At 56.0% G+C, this 13,060-nt stretch carries 16 protein-coding genes; 11 read left to right on the forward strand and 5 right to left on the reverse strand.

Annotation, left to right across the window (positions count from 1 at the left end; all coding sequences use genetic code 11):
- Positions 1 to 299: 299 nt before the first annotated feature.
- From HUS66_RS12615 to HUS66_RS12655, 9 genes are all read left to right on the forward strand, one after another.
- Positions 300 to 1,064 (forward strand): hypothetical protein, encoded by a 765-nt coding sequence (locus HUS66_RS12615; RefSeq protein WP_217488009.1) that lies wholly within the window; start codon positions 300 to 302, stop codon positions 1,062 to 1,064.
- A gap of 88 nt (positions 1,065 to 1,152) precedes the next feature.
- Complete coding sequence (locus HUS66_RS12620) at positions 1,153 to 1,794, forward strand: hypothetical protein (RefSeq protein ID WP_161463178.1); 642 nt, start codon at positions 1,153 to 1,155, stop codon at positions 1,792 to 1,794.
- An 85-nt stretch (positions 1,795 to 1,879) separates the two neighbouring features.
- Positions 1,880 to 2,764, forward strand: a complete 885-nt coding sequence (locus HUS66_RS12625; protein WP_175071268.1) for a type I restriction enzyme HsdR N-terminal domain-containing protein — start codon at positions 1,880 to 1,882, stop codon at positions 2,762 to 2,764.
- 100 nt (positions 2,765 to 2,864) lie between these two features.
- Positions 2,865 to 3,485 carry a LysE family translocator gene (locus HUS66_RS12630; RefSeq protein WP_175071269.1) on the forward strand — a complete coding sequence of 207 codons (621 nt, stop codon included), beginning with the start codon at positions 2,865 to 2,867 and terminating at the stop codon, positions 3,483 to 3,485.
- 113 nt (positions 3,486 to 3,598) lie between these two features.
- Complete coding sequence (locus HUS66_RS12635; protein ID WP_175071270.1) at positions 3,599 to 4,111, forward strand: rod shape-determining protein; 513 nt, start codon at positions 3,599 to 3,601, stop codon at positions 4,109 to 4,111.
- A 63-nt stretch (positions 4,112 to 4,174) separates the two neighbouring features.
- On the forward strand, positions 4,175 to 4,777 hold the full coding sequence (locus HUS66_RS12640; protein WP_175071271.1) for a LysE family translocator: 603 nt from the start codon (positions 4,175 to 4,177) through the stop codon (positions 4,775 to 4,777).
- Positions 4,778 to 4,895: 118 nt separating this feature from the next.
- A complete protein-coding gene (locus tag HUS66_RS12645) occupies positions 4,896 to 5,591 on the forward strand; it encodes a DUF4336 domain-containing protein (protein ID WP_175071272.1) in 696 nt (231 codons plus the stop codon).
- A gap of 19 nt (positions 5,592 to 5,610) precedes the next feature.
- Positions 5,611 to 5,997: a tautomerase family protein gene (locus tag HUS66_RS12650; protein WP_175071273.1), complete on the forward strand. Its 387-nt coding sequence runs from the start codon at positions 5,611 to 5,613 to the stop codon at positions 5,995 to 5,997.
- 65 nt (positions 5,998 to 6,062) lie between these two features.
- Complete coding sequence (locus tag HUS66_RS12655) at positions 6,063 to 6,521, forward strand: HIT family protein (RefSeq protein ID WP_175071274.1); 459 nt, start codon at positions 6,063 to 6,065, stop codon at positions 6,519 to 6,521.
- A gap of 180 nt (positions 6,522 to 6,701) precedes the next feature.
- Here HUS66_RS12655 and HUS66_RS12660 read toward each other — a convergent pair whose 3' ends face one another.
- Positions 6,702 to 7,586: an NAD(P)H-binding protein gene (locus HUS66_RS12660; protein WP_175071275.1), complete on the reverse strand. Its 885-nt coding sequence runs from the start codon at positions 7,584 to 7,586 to the stop codon at positions 6,702 to 6,704.
- Positions 7,587 to 7,708: 122 nt separating this feature from the next.
- Between HUS66_RS12660 and HUS66_RS12665 the strand changes: the two genes are divergently transcribed.
- Complete coding sequence (locus HUS66_RS12665) at positions 7,709 to 8,644, forward strand: AraC family transcriptional regulator (RefSeq protein WP_175071276.1); 936 nt, start codon at positions 7,709 to 7,711, stop codon at positions 8,642 to 8,644.
- Here HUS66_RS12665 and HUS66_RS12670 read toward each other — a convergent pair.
- Positions 8,641 to 9,567 carry a LysR substrate-binding domain-containing protein gene (locus tag HUS66_RS12670; RefSeq protein WP_175071277.1) on the reverse strand — a complete coding sequence of 309 codons (927 nt, stop codon included), beginning with the start codon at positions 9,565 to 9,567 and terminating at the stop codon, positions 8,641 to 8,643. The genes HUS66_RS12665 and HUS66_RS12670 overlap by 4 nt on opposite strands.
- 99 nt (positions 9,568 to 9,666) lie before the next feature.
- Between HUS66_RS12670 and HUS66_RS12675 the strand changes: the two genes are divergently transcribed.
- Complete coding sequence (locus tag HUS66_RS12675) at positions 9,667 to 10,524, forward strand: PhzF family phenazine biosynthesis protein (RefSeq protein WP_175071278.1); 858 nt, start codon at positions 9,667 to 9,669, stop codon at positions 10,522 to 10,524.
- 78 nt (positions 10,525 to 10,602) lie between these two features.
- Here the strand turns inward: HUS66_RS12675 and HUS66_RS12680 are convergent, their stop codons facing one another.
- The 3 genes from HUS66_RS12680 to nagZ are packed head-to-tail and all read right to left on the reverse strand — an operon-like array spanning position 10,603 to position 13,014.
- A complete protein-coding gene (locus tag HUS66_RS12680) occupies positions 10,603 to 11,337 on the reverse strand; it encodes an S-methyl-5'-thioinosine phosphorylase (protein WP_175071279.1) in 735 nt (244 codons plus the stop codon).
- Between the two features lie 50 nt (positions 11,338 to 11,387).
- Positions 11,388 to 11,966: a hypoxanthine-guanine phosphoribosyltransferase gene (locus tag HUS66_RS12685; protein ID WP_092527484.1), complete on the reverse strand. Its 579-nt coding sequence runs from the start codon at positions 11,964 to 11,966 to the stop codon at positions 11,388 to 11,390.
- Positions 11,967 to 11,970: 4 nt separating this feature from the next.
- Positions 11,971 to 13,014 (reverse strand): beta-N-acetylhexosaminidase, encoded by a 1,044-nt coding sequence (gene nagZ / locus HUS66_RS12690; RefSeq protein ID WP_175071280.1) that lies wholly within the window; start codon positions 13,012 to 13,014, stop codon positions 11,971 to 11,973.
- Positions 13,015 to 13,060: the final 46 nt, after the last annotated feature.

Consider the following 13,060-nt stretch of genomic DNA (forward strand, 5'->3'; position numbering starts at 1 on the left):
TAGCAGCCTGATGGGCGGCTTAGTCCAACAGGCATTTATACGCCATGCTCCGCACGGCGAAGAAATGCTGAACAGTTAACTCCTCCTTCGGACATCTTAGATTTATGACTGAAAATCAACCGCTATCAAAAGCGCAGAAAGAAAGGCTGGCGAAACTCGAGCCACAGCTGAGGTCGTGTGTGGGAGCCGCTGATCTGAATCGAGCCAAGAGGATAACAGCCCAAATTCAAGAATTGTTGCGGCCAACTGGTCATGAAACTCGCATTCTCCAAGCTAAAAACTGGCTTTATGAGACTGCAATGGAAGCCGGCAGCTTGACGTTCGCCAAAATGGGGTTTGAGGGAGCAATACAGAAAAGCAGCTCGAGAACACGGCTAAACCTTGAAGCGACCTCTCTTCTAGCAATTTGCTATCTGCGAGAGGGCAACCTGGAAAAGGCTCGGGACATGATTATCAGAGCCGTAAAGAACATCAACAACATTAAGTCTCCAGATAGAAGAGAGCAGTTCCACAGGCGCCTAATTGAGAGGCTCGAAGAAGAAAGCATCCTAGTAGGTTTGAAGGAGGAATCAGGAGAGAAGCTTGATCTGGATGAAGTTGATCATCAGTCAGTTCAGCTTGTGATGACGAAATCCGAGAACCAAATATATCTCGAAATGGGGCGGGCCGTTCCGCAACGATCAGTTGATCTACTTAAGGATGTCAGAAATACCTATAATTTGCGGCTTTCAGGCCCTGACAGGAAAATGCTTCCACCTCCTATAACAGAGGAAAACAAGGAGGCACTCGGGAAACGTGCAAGTTCTGCCTTAAAGCGGGTTGCCTGGAGAGCTGTGTGTAGTCCCGATAGTGATATTTTCAAAGCGTGGAGCCAAGGATTATCGGTTGTCTACGATAAAAAGTATATCGCCGGAGCCATAGTGGCGGCATTCAACTCTGCGAGCATTACTGTAGCAATGGTCGCTGCCAGTGCGGCCGCACTGGCGATCAAGTTTGGTGCAGAAGTCTTTTGCGAGACGTTTGCTCCTAGCTCTCTTATGATCGACAGAAAGGATAAGAGCTAACAATCGGCTGCACGGCGACCGGTTTTCCGCCGCGCTACGGCTCCAAACCAGCGCGTGAGTCGGTCGTTAGCAACGGTATTGTGAATTAATGGATAAACTAATCGATCACCTATCAAGTGAATGGGATGCGCTTTCACAGGCGCCGCTTGCTTTCGTGATTCTTGCCGTGCTGGTGTTGATGGCTGCTTATGCATTGGCTCGGTGGCGATACGGCTCTGTTGTTGAGCAACTTCGTGCGACCAACGAGACTCTACGAGAGAGAATTCACCTGAAAGATGAGCAAGTAGATCAGTACCGCTCTCGCGCACTGCAGCTTGAAGATAAGCATATGGAAGTGGTGGATACTACAGAGGAAGCCCTGCGGGACAAGGCGCTAGGTGTGGTGCGAGGTATTCGGGATATCAAAGACAAGTATCAGTCGGCCTATGAGGAGGCTATTACCAATGTCAGTAGAGGTCAGGATGACCAACATGGCGACGATGACGAACAATGGCGTCAGGAGGCTGCTGATCCTTTGATGCGGGTTATGGGTATGGCTCTCGGTGAGTATTCGAGGGAGTATAAGGTCGATGCGATCCTGTTGAGGGATGAGCTAAGGACGAGGCTGTCCGAATATCAGCCCGACCCGATGACTCACGATATGCTTTATGAGCATCCTACTAACTTTTTTGGATTGGAAGGGGTAGCAACCGACTTAGAACGTATGGCGAAGATGCTAACAAGCAAATGATGTACGCGCGTTTCACGCGCCGGACGCCCTCCTACGTCGGGCGCCGCATATTTTGGCGTTATTCCCTTTGAAACGGAGAGCAATTTTGAAATTCGAGAAAGCCTTTAATCCTATTGAAGACTTTGATTTTGAGGCTCTAGAAGACTCTGATTTCAGAGAGGATTCGGTGAGGGAAGAAATTATCTCTCCCATCATAAAAGCTGTTGGTTACAGCACAGCGAGGCCTTTCAAGATAATTCGAAGCAAGCCTCTGAAGCACCCCTTCGTTTCAGTTGGTAGCGCCAGAAAGAAAATTACGTGCATCCCGGACTACCTATTCGAAGTGAATGGTGAGTTTGCTTGGGTTCTCGAAGCTAAAGGGCCAAACGAGAATATTCTCGACGGAAAGCATGTGGAGCAAGCGTACTCATATGCCATTCACAGTGAAATTCGAGCACCGATATTTGCGTTATGCAACGGACGAGAGTTCGCTCTTTACCACATCAGCAAGGGCGAGCCGATTCTACATTTCGATATGAGGTCATTAGCCAAATACTTTGACAACCTGAAAAAATATGTTTCTCCAGAGAATGTTACTAAAGCTGATTTTAAGTTGGCCAAAGACTTTGGCCTACACCTGAAGCGGCTTGGATTTCATGAGTTTGAGAGTTTAATTTTTCCCAATGTACCCGTTGGGTTTATTGCACAGCTAGATCCAGACCTATTTACAACAGGTTCAGGAATAGAATCCGAAGAGGGTGATAGTTATGTAATGACATTTGACTTCGGCGAAGAAATACTCAAACAGTTAAAAGGAAAGATTCCTGAGCAAGCAATCGACATGTTGCTTAAGCGCGAGGACGGTCATCGAAAGAATGTTCAATTTTCTGACGGAAATTTCCACGTTAATGTTGATTGCCGCGTAGGTCATGAATTACAAGAAAATTCTGATGAAATATTCTTGCCGTTCATCATCAATCGAGTACTTTAGGCATAACCAATGCAGGCACGGCGACACCCATTACATTGCGCCTTCGGCTTCATTTCATGGGCGCGCATGCTGCTGGCGTTTTCAAAAAGGAGAATCAACTGTGACCTTATCGACGATCCTTTTATTCATACCAGCGAGCTTTGCTTTAAACATGGCTCCAGGACCAAACAATCTTCTTTCAATGGCGAATGCCAAACGTTATGGCGTCTACGCGGCCTGCTGTGCTGGCATTGGTCGACTTGTTGCTTTTGTGGGTATGATTACTCTCGCAGCTACAGGTTTAGCAACAGTGCTGTACACGTCTGAGAAGTTATTTCTTGCTATAAAAGTCATCGGCGGCCTGTACCTTCTTTGGCTGGCTTTCCAGCTTTGGACAGCAGACCCGACTGTTGCCGATGACGAGTCACCGGCGGGTAAAAACATACTCCAATTGGCGAAGCAAGAATTTCTTTTGGCTGCTGGGAACCCAAAGGCCATTTTGATCTTTACGGCCTTCCTTCCTCAGTTTGTCGATCCTTCAAGCTCAGTAGGATTTCAGTTCCTGGTTTTGGGTGCTCTTTTTCTGATGCTTGAATGGATCGCAATAGGCACCTACGCCTTCTTTGGTAAGATGTTGCGCCACTGGTTTTCTCGTCCGGCTATGCGTCAACTGTTCAATAGGATCTGTGCTGGATTTCTTGGGAGTGCTGGGATCGGGCTGCTACTGGCTCGCCGTGAGTGAACTAACCAGTCGCGTAAGGCGGACGTCCCTGACGGGCCGCCGCTTCGCTCAGCGTTAGTTGTCGGTGCTCACCGAATTTTTTAGCTCATTGCCGCAATAAGGAACTATTCTAGATGTATAACAAGCTTGTAATGAAAACAAGAGGTGTCTTATATGTTCAGATATGGGAAAGCAGGCTTAAAGTAACAAACTTAATGGACGGAAAAATTTTTGACCAACCTCCCTATATGGCAATCAAGCCGGAGTCTAAAGGTGGTAAAAAAATTATTGCATATGGTAATGATGCTTTAAATGCAATCGAAGAAAATGCAATTTTATTTAATCCATTCTCTCATCCTAGAATGTTATTGGCTGACGCACCAGCTGCTCAGAAACTCTTAAAATATGTCTTCAAGAAAACAAGAAGCTCTTTTTTATTTTCACCCATAGCTCTTATTCATCCAATGGAGAAAATTGAAGGCGACCTAACTTATATAGAAAGAGCTGGGTTAAAATCTTTAGCGAAAGACTCTGGGGCTGAATCAGCGCTTCTCTATGTAGGCGAAGAGGTTTCTGACGATATCCTAAAGGGGATACTTTTTGGCGAAATAAATCGCGATAAAATTCAACAACTAACAAGGCGTTGAAAATCGTTCTGGACTTCCCCACTTCAGCGGACACGCATCGATAACTCCGCACCAGGAGATAACATGCTCGAAACGGCAGCTCTTTTCTTGGCAATGATGATCCCACTGGTATGGAGTCCAGGGCCAAACAATGTCATGTGCGCTACTGTCGGGGCAAAACAGGGGATAAAAGGATCTGCGCCTTTCATATTGGGCTTGAATACTCCTATTTTCATTTACTCCATTTTAACCGGACTTGGGCTATCTGTAGTATTAAGCAAAAGCCCTCAAATAGCTTCTTTCTTTTCGGTTTTAGGGGCTATCTATGTCGTGTATTTAGGTCTCAGCCTAATAAGGTCATCCTCAGGTAGTGAGGTTGACCGAGTTCAATATGGGTTCAAGGCTGGATTGGTGATCAGCTCTCTGAACTTCAAAGTAGTTACGGTTCTGGTTGTCATTTATTCTCAATTTCCAAATGAAACTTTTACCTCTTCAGCCCTGCTGTCGGTATGCTTCGTACTCGTTTGTCTCGTCGGCCACCTACTTTGGAGCACAGTCGGTCAAATATCTGACCAGCTCATCAAAAATCAAGATTTTTTACGGAAACAAAACTTGGTTTATGGTGCAATGCTGTTAAGCGTTGGTGTTTGGATGCTTTATTCCGGACTTGGCCATTTGCTGGATTGACCGCGGAGAAATAAAAATTATTGGGCTTGGCTGGCTTTCACCGCAAAAACCTTATGCTTTAAGTGGCGCTTTTCTACCTTAATGAAGCACCATATACCCAGAGGAATATAGAATGGGAATGAGGTATATTGCCGAAAACATCTGGATATTTGATGGTGAGGCAGTAAAGTTCTATTCGCTACCATACACTACACGGATGACGGTTATTGCGCTCTCCAGCGGAGACCTATGGATCCATAGCCCTATAAAGTTGGAGCCAGCTATACAAGCCGAGGTTGAAGCGCTTGGGCGGGTAAAGTACATCATTGCGCCGAACCGCCTACATCACCTATTCATTAAACAATGGCAGCAGGCTTATCCAGAAGCCCTGGTGTATGGCACTGAGGAAGTGATCAATAAACGTAGTGACCTCTCTTTCGACGGCACTCTCGACAATGCAACGATCTCACCTTGGGATCGGGAAATAGGTCAGTTGCTGGTGACGGGCTCTCCTGCCATGAAGGAATGTGTTTTCTTCCACAAAACTTCCGGCGTCTTGATCGTAACGGATCTTATCGAAAACTTCTCCCCAAAAGCCCTCCCGTTCTTCAAGAGACAAGTCGCGAGACTATCAGGCATATTGGCACCCAATGGAAAAATGCCAATAGACTGGCGTTACAGTTTTTACCTAAACAAGGCAGAGATACGACGCCACATTGAGACGATCCTTAGCTGGAAGCCCGAAAAAATCATCTTAGCCCACGGATTAATCATTGAAGAGAATGCCGAAGATTTCCTTAGGCAGTCTTTCAACTGGTTGCGGCTTACAAATTAAAAACACGCATGGAGGCATCGTGATCGTCGTCTATGGAATCAAGGAACATCTAAACCCGGTTAAGGCCCAGCTTTCCGAGGTCATTCACGGCTGCATGCAGTCAGTTCTCGGCATGCCCGAAGACAAGCGAGCTCATCGCTTCATACCGATGAATGCAGAGGATTTCTACTATCCGGGTGGTAGAACGCCCGCCTACACAGCGATTGAAATCAACATGATGCAGGGGCGTACCCCTGAGACGCAGAAGGCACTGATCAAGGCGCTTTTCAGCAAGATAGAGTCCAATGTGGGCATTTCGCCCGTGGACGTTGAGATCACGATAAAGGAGCAGCCGCCTCACTGTTGGGGCTTTCGGGGTATGACAGGCGATGAGGCGCGAGACCTCAAGTATTCCGTCAAGGTGTGATCATTGATGTCTGCCTGAGGTAAGCATCACCAAATAAGCACAACCGTTTTAAAAGTGAAGAAATCATGACTTGCATTTTTTGCGATATCGTAAGCGGCAAGGCTTCAAGCCATAAGATATGGGAAGATGACGAGCACTTGGCCTTTCTTTCCATCTTCCCCAATACACCCGGATTCTCGGTCGTCATCCCGAAACGTCATGCCTCAAGCTACTTGTTCGCTCAAGATGATGATGTCGTGACCTCTTTGGTATTGGCTTCTAAAAAGGTTGCTTTGTTGCTAGACGAAGCCTTGGATGGTGTCGCACGTACAGGAATGATGTTCGAAGGCTATGGAGTCGACCATTTACATGCGAAGCTCTTTCCTATGCATGGCACCGGAAAGACTTCAGAATTCCAGCCGATAGCTTCTCGCGTAGACAAGTACTTTGACCGCTATGAGGGCTATATTTCGTCTCACGACTATAAGCGTGCGGATGATAAGGCGCTTGCAGCCTTGGCAGAGAAAATTCTGCGGTTAGCTTGATCGCTGCAAGGCCAACCTAGATGCCAAGTTCTTATTGCTGATTTCCCGTACGATAGAGCTATGCATTTTGCCTCATGAGCGAACCAGTAGCAGAAAGAAAGAGTAGTTAAATTGCCCGCCCCATGATTGGGCGCATAACGAGCGGGCAATTGGCCCCTACCCGATTACAGCCTTCGCGGTTCAGGCGGTCGCGGCTTCGCCCGCTGCCTGCCAGGTGCCACGCGCGGCGATGCGGCGGGCAAAGGCCGTCACATCGACGGGTGCACGCCCCAGCGCCCGCTGCACCCCATCTCCAACATGGGCATTGCGCCCGTCGAGCACGGTCTCGAACAGGTAGTTCAGCAGCCAGACGACCTCACCCGGGGCACCGGACTCGGTAAGCGCCTGGGCGAAGGCGTCCCTAGGGATTGGTGTGAAGCGCACCTCGCGCCCGGCCGCACGGGATATCTCGTCGGCCAACTCGGTGAAGGTCAGACAGCGAGGCCCGGTGACCTCGTACGTCTCATAGGCATGGCCCGGTTCGGTCAGCGCCGCCACCGCTACATCGGCGATATCGTTGGCGTCTATGAAGGGCTCGGGAATGTCCGCGGCGGGCAGAGTGATAGCGCCCTCTCGTACCATGCCGAGAAACTCGCCTTCCGAGAAGTTCTGCAGGAACCAGCTCGCTCTCACCACCGTCCACTCGACACCTGCCGCCTGAACGATCCGCTCGCAGGCTTGGGCCTCCTCCTCGCCTCGTCCCGACAACAGCACCAGGCGCTGGACGCCGCTGGAAACGGCCTCGTCCACGAAGCGCCGGATCGCCTCGCTGGCACCAGGGATCGCCAGGTCCGGGGCGTAGGTGATGTAGACCGCCGATACGCCCTGGAGCACGGCCTTCCAGCCACTTGGATCCTGCCAGTCGAAGGCTGGCAGCGTCCTACGTGAAGCGATCCGGGTGCAAATGCCGCGCGCCTTGAGTCGCTCGGCGACGCGGCGCCCGGTCTTGCCGGTGCCGCCCAGCACCAGCACGAGCTCGTCCTGGGCCTGACGGGAAGTCTGATGGGAAGTTGATGTAGCGTTCATGAGGGCCCTCCTCTCTAGGGGCGATGATGACGGTTGCCATACCGCTCAAGAGTAAGGAGCGCGTTACGTTGCCACCATGCTCGAGGTGCTCAGATACATACGCATCCGTCTATAATCGAGCGATGGATACGCTAGGTGGATTATTGGACGCCCCAAGGGCGCGAGGCGCCTTCGCCCTGCGCACGGTGATGCGTGCCCCTTGGTCACTGCGCATCCTCGCCGAATCGCCGCTGACGCTTATCGCCGGCATGACCGGCGAGGCATGGCTGCTGCCGGATGAGGGCGCACCGCTGCGCATCGGCCCGGGGGATATCGCCGTCACCCGCTCTCCTGTTCACTACACCATCGCCCACGCCCCCGACGCTCCCCCGCAGGTGGTCATCCATCCGGGACAGCAATGCCGCGACCTGGCAGGAGAATCGGTGCATGACGCCATGACTTACGGGGTGCGCACCTGGGGCAACGATCCTGCGGGCGATACGATGTTTCTGGTCGGCGCCTACGAGCACCTGAGCGATATCAGCGATCGCCTGCTGCGCGCCCTGCCCCCGGTACTGATGCTGTCCCGCGAGGACTGGGAATCGCCGCTGGTGGCACTACTGTGCGACGCCATGGCGATCGACGAGCCGGGCCAGGCGGCGGTGCTCGACCGCCTGCTCGACCTGCTGATTACCGCCGTGCTCAAGGCCTGGTTCGCCCGAGAGGAGGCGGGGCGACCGGCCTGGTGGCGCCATCAGGGCGACCGCATCGTGGAGCATGCCCTGCGCATGATGCACGACCGCCCAGCACACCCATGGACGCTGGAGACTCTGGCGATGGAGGCTGGCGCCTCGCGAGCCGCTCTGGCGCGGCGCTTCCATGAGCGGGTCGGCGAGCCGCCCATGACCTTCCTCAAGCACTGGCGCATGGCCCTGGCGGCGGACCTGCTTTGCCAGCCCGATGCCACGGTGAGCGGCGTGGCGGAGCAAGTCGGCTATGCCACGCCCTATGCCTTCAGCGCCGCCTTCAAGCGTGTCAGGGGGATGAGCCCAGCACAGCATCGCGCAGCGGCCCGCTAGGCTGCTGGCTGACGAATCGCCGCCCTCATCGCCTGACGCAAGTCGTGCAGTGTCTCTTCTAGCCAGTCACGAAAGGCGACGAGTCGAGGAGTATCCGCCGCCCCTGGCAGGCTGACCAGATAGTAGCTGAACTCCGTGCGCCGCCAGGGGCGCAAGGCAATGACCTCTCCGTGATCGATTGCCTCTTGGGCCACCGAGAGGCGTGACAGACACAACCCCAGCCCTTCACGGCAAGCGGCGAGCGCCAGCCCGCTGTCCGAGACCTTGAGTCGTCGCAACTCCTGCGGCGCATGCAGCCCCGCCTCGCGCCACCATGGATGCCAGTGGCTCCAGGGTTCGGTGGGCAAGGCGCTTGCGTCCTCGATGAAGCAGGTGTGCCGCCAATCCTCGTGCTCCCCATCACCATGCGCGGGAGCCAGTACCGTGATGGCATCGTCAAGCAGGGGCACGACACTCAGGCCGGGGTAGTCTCCGTTGCCAAACCGAATCGCGACATCGACCTTGCCAGCGCGGAGATCGGCCATCCGGTTGTCGCCAATCAGCGTGAGATCCAACCCCGGATGGCGACGCAACAGTTCGCCTACTCGCGGCATCAGGGCATGTTGCAGGAAAGCCTGGGGCGCAGACACCCATAGCGGGCCGTCGACACTCGGCTGACTCAGCTCACGGGTGGCGCGATCGATGAGAGTGAAGGCCTCGGCAATGCGCGCCTGGTAGCGCACGCCAGCCTCGGTGAGGACCACCCCACGTGCCTTCCGCTCAAACAGCCGCAGGGCCAGGCTCTCCTCCAACGCCTTGATGCGATGGCTGACGGCGGCAGCGGTCACATGCAACTCATCGGCGGCCACACTGAAACTGCCGTGGCGCGCCGCCGCCTCGAAGGCCTGAAGAGCGGCCAAGGGTAGCCGAGAGGAAGACGACATGGCTTACTCCGGTTAAGCCTATGGGTGAGAAACGATACGTTGCTGTTATATATTTTAGGCCAATAATGCCAGTTACCCCCCTCGATCAGGAGCACTGACATGACAGGCACTCTCTACCGTTTATCCTCTTTCACCCATGACCCCAAGGGCGGCAACCCTGCCGGCGTTTGGATCGGTGAAGCCCTGCCCGATGCGGAAACCATGCTTAGCATTGCCGCCGAGGTGGGCTATTCCGAAACGGTCTTCCTCGGCCCAGTGCATGACGGCATGCACACGGCGCGCTACTACAGCCCCGAGGCAGAGGTCAGCTTCTGTGGCCATGCCACCATCGCCGCCGGCGTGGTGCTGGGTCACCTCAATGGGGCAGGCACCTATCGGCTTGCCACGGCAGTCGGCGAGGTACCGGTTGCCGTGGAGCAGATCGACGGCGACTGGCACGCTTCGCTGTTCTCGGTGGCGCCAGAGCACCGGGGCGCCGACCCCGCCCTGGTGGAGGCGGCACTGGCGAGTCTTGGCTGGCAGGCGGATGAGCTGGACTCGAACCTGCCGCCGGCAGTGGCCTATGCCGGCGCCTGGCACCTTATGCTAGCCACCGCCTCCAAGGCGCGACTCGATGCCCTGTCCTATGACTTCGGATCACTCAAGGCCTTGATGCTAAGTGAGAATCTCACCACGCTTCAGCTAGTGTGGCAGGAGTCATCGACACGCTTTCATGTGCGCGACCCGTTTCCGGTCGGTGGCGTGATAGAGGATCCGGCTACCGGAGCAGCGGCGGCGGCATTGGGAGGCTATTTGCGCGATGCGGGATTAATAGAGGCACCCGCGCAGTTGACGCTGCTGCAGGGCGAAGCAATGGGTCGGCCGAGTCGACTCGAGGTCACCATACCGGCCTCGGGAGGGATTGAGGTGTCAGGTACGGCGGTGTCGCTTCAAGAGCCTGTCGAATATCTTTCTTGAGCCCCAGCTCTTGAAGCAGCCACCTTGAGCCAGTCTCCATAAAAGAATGGCCGCCCTATTATTGGCGGCCAGCTATCGTTACTCCGCCTCCAGCAAGGTACCCAGCACGCGCTTGACCCGCTCGATGCCACCGACCAGCGCGGCCTCGATCTCGGCCATGGTGATCTCGCGCTTGACCACGCCGGGGGCGGGGTTCACCACCAGCGCCAGGCAGGCATAGGGGATTTCCAGCTCACGGGCGAGCGTGGCCTCGGGCATGCCGGTCATGCCAACCAGGCTGCAGCCGTCTCGCGCCATGCGGGCGATCTCGGCGGCGGTCTCGAGGCGCGGCCCTTGGGTGCAGCCATAGATGCCGCCATCGTGCAGGGCCTCGCCGGCCGCCCTGCCCGCCTCCAGCACGGCTTGGCGCAGAGCGTGATCATAGGGCCAGGAGAAGTCGATGTGCTTGAGGCTCTTGAAGCGGCCATCGAAGTAGGTCGATTCGCGCCCGCTGGTGTAGTCGATCAACTGATCGGGCACCACCAGGGCCTCGGGGTCATGGGCGGGGTCGATGCCGCCCACGGCATTCACGCCGACGATGCGGCTGGCGCCGGCCTGTTTCAGCGCCCATAGGTTGGCGCGATAGTTGACCCGATGCGGCGGTAGCTTGTGGGGATGCCCGTGGCGGGCCAGGAACAGCACCTCGTGCTCGCCGAGCTGGCCTTGCAACACGCTACCGGAAGCCGAACCCAACGGCGTCTCGGCGCTGTGGCGCTTGGTCACTTCCAGCCCCTGCATCTGGGTGAGGCCGGTGCCTCCGATGATCGCGAGCATGCTGCCCCTCCTCCTTATCGATGACCGCCTCTATGACCGCCGCGCCGGGCTTACATGCCCTGGGGCGCGAAGATCCCCGGCGCGTTGCGCCAGTAGCCCTTGTAGTCCATGCCGAAGCCGAACACGTAGCGGTCCTCGACATCCAGGCTGCAGTAATCGGCCTTGAGGCCCGGTACGGCCTTGCGGTCGTGGTGCTTGTCGACCAGCACGGCGGTGGAAATGCTGGCGGCGCCAGCTTCCCGACAGTAGGCCAGGATGGCGGCCAGGGTCGAGCCCTCGTCAAGGATGTCGTCAACGATCACCACATGGCGGCCGGCCATCGGCACCTCCGGCGAAACGCGCCAGAACAGCTCGCCGCCACGGGTGCCGCCGCGATAGCGGGTGGCGTGCAGGTAATCGACCTCCAGCGGAAAGCCGAGCCGGGTCAGCAGGTGGCCGGTAGTGATCAGGCCGCCATTCATCACGCAGTAGAACACCGGCAGCTTGTCGCCGAGATCGGCGGTGATCCTCTCGGCCATCTGGTCCAGCGCCCGCTCGACCGCCTCTTGGGAAATCAGGCAGTCGGCGTTGTCCATGATGTCGCGCATGGCGGCCAGGGACGCGTCGGCGGAAGAAGCTTGTTGAGTCATGGGGTCACGAGTCGGTTGGGAATGAAGAGGAAGATTCGCCATTGGCCAGGGCTTCCAGCCGGGCATGGATGCGGCGCCAGCGCGACAGCGCCGGCAGGTTATCGAGGCTTGGCCGGGCACGCGCATAGCGCAGCTTGGCCTGACGCTTGCTGCCGCGACCGGCGCAGGCGTCGAGCGCTTCCAGCGCGGCGGCGCGGTCGTTGCACATCAGCACCATGTCGCAGCCGGCCTCCAGCGCCGCCAGGGCACGCTCGCCGGGGCCACCGGCGACGTGGGCACCGGCCATCGACAGGTCGTCGGAGAAGATCGCGCCCTTGAAGCCGATCTCCTCACGCAGGAAGCCCAGCCAACTGGGCGAGAAACAGGCCGGACGGGCATCGAAGGCGGAATAGACCACATGCGCGGGCATCACGCCGCCAAGTCGCGTGGCCTGGTCGGCAAAGGGCACCAGGTCATGCTCGCGCAGCTCCTTGAGCGGACGCGGGTCGACAGGCAGTTCGAGATGGGAGTCAGCGGCCACGCCGCCGTGTCCGGGGAAATGCTTGCCCACGGCGGCCATGCCGGCCTCGTTGAGCCCGGCGATAAAGGCGCCGCCCAGACGACTGACCACCTCAGGATCATTCGAAAAGCTGCGATCGCCGATCACGGTGGACTCGCCACCGTCGACGTCGAGTACCGGGGCAAAGGTGATGTCCAGCCCGCAGGCGGCCATTTCCATGCCCAGCAGCCAGCCGGCATCCTGACAATGCTGCAAGGCTGCCTGTGAGTTGGTCTCGAAGCCTTCGGCCAGCCGTGCCATGGCCGGCAGACGAGTAACGCCGCGACATAGCCGCTGCACGCGCCCGCCTTCCTGATCGATGGCCAGCAATAAGTCCGGCCGTACCGCACGAATCGCGCTGCACAGGGCCTGCACCTGGGTGGCATCTTCGACGTTGCGACCGAACAGAATCACCCCGCCCACTTCGGGGCGCATGAGCAGATCGGCTTCTTCCGGCGTCAGCTGGGGACCCTCGAGATCCAACATCACTGAACCCAGCGGTTGCGTCATCTTGGTCTTCCTTGGCGTTGAAGGAGGGGGATTCTAGAGCAATGTT

Source organism: Onishia taeanensis (assembly GCF_013349955.1).
Lineage (GTDB): Bacteria > Pseudomonadota > Gammaproteobacteria > Pseudomonadales > Halomonadaceae > Onishia > Onishia taeanensis_B.

Coding starts and splice junctions, on each gene's coding strand:
- HUS66_RS12615 (WP_217488009.1), top strand. CDS start 300: ATGGAAGCCGGCAGCTTGACGTTCGCCAAAATGGGGTTTGAGGGAGCA.
- HUS66_RS12620 (WP_161463178.1), top strand. CDS start 1,153: ATGGATAAACTAATCGATCACCTATCAAGTGAATGGGATGCGCTTTCA.
- HUS66_RS12635 (WP_175071270.1), top strand. CDS start 3,599: ATGTATAACAAGCTTGTAATGAAAACAAGAGGTGTCTTATATGTTCAG.
- HUS66_RS12640 (WP_175071271.1), top strand. CDS start 4,175: ATGCTCGAAACGGCAGCTCTTTTCTTGGCAATGATGATCCCACTGGTA.
- HUS66_RS12645 (WP_175071272.1), top strand. CDS start 4,896: ATGAGGTATATTGCCGAAAACATCTGGATATTTGATGGTGAGGCAGTA.
- HUS66_RS12655 (WP_175071274.1), top strand. CDS start 6,063: ATGACTTGCATTTTTTGCGATATCGTAAGCGGCAAGGCTTCAAGCCAT.
- HUS66_RS12660 (WP_175071275.1), bottom strand. CDS start 7,586: ATGAACGCTACATCAACTTCCCATCAGACTTCCCGTCAGGCCCAGGAC.
- HUS66_RS12665 (WP_175071276.1), top strand. CDS start 7,709: ATGGATACGCTAGGTGGATTATTGGACGCCCCAAGGGCGCGAGGCGCC.
- HUS66_RS12670 (WP_175071277.1), bottom strand. CDS start 9,567: ATGTCGTCTTCCTCTCGGCTACCCTTGGCCGCTCTTCAGGCCTTCGAG.
- HUS66_RS12675 (WP_175071278.1), top strand. CDS start 9,667: ATGACAGGCACTCTCTACCGTTTATCCTCTTTCACCCATGACCCCAAG.
- HUS66_RS12680 (WP_175071279.1), bottom strand. CDS start 11,337: ATGCTCGCGATCATCGGAGGCACCGGCCTCACCCAGATGCAGGGGCTG.
- HUS66_RS12685 (WP_092527484.1), bottom strand. CDS start 11,966: ATGACTCAACAAGCTTCTTCCGCCGACGCGTCCCTGGCCGCCATGCGC.
- nagZ (WP_175071280.1), bottom strand. CDS start 13,014: ATGACGCAACCGCTGGGTTCAGTGATGTTGGATCTCGAGGGTCCCCAG.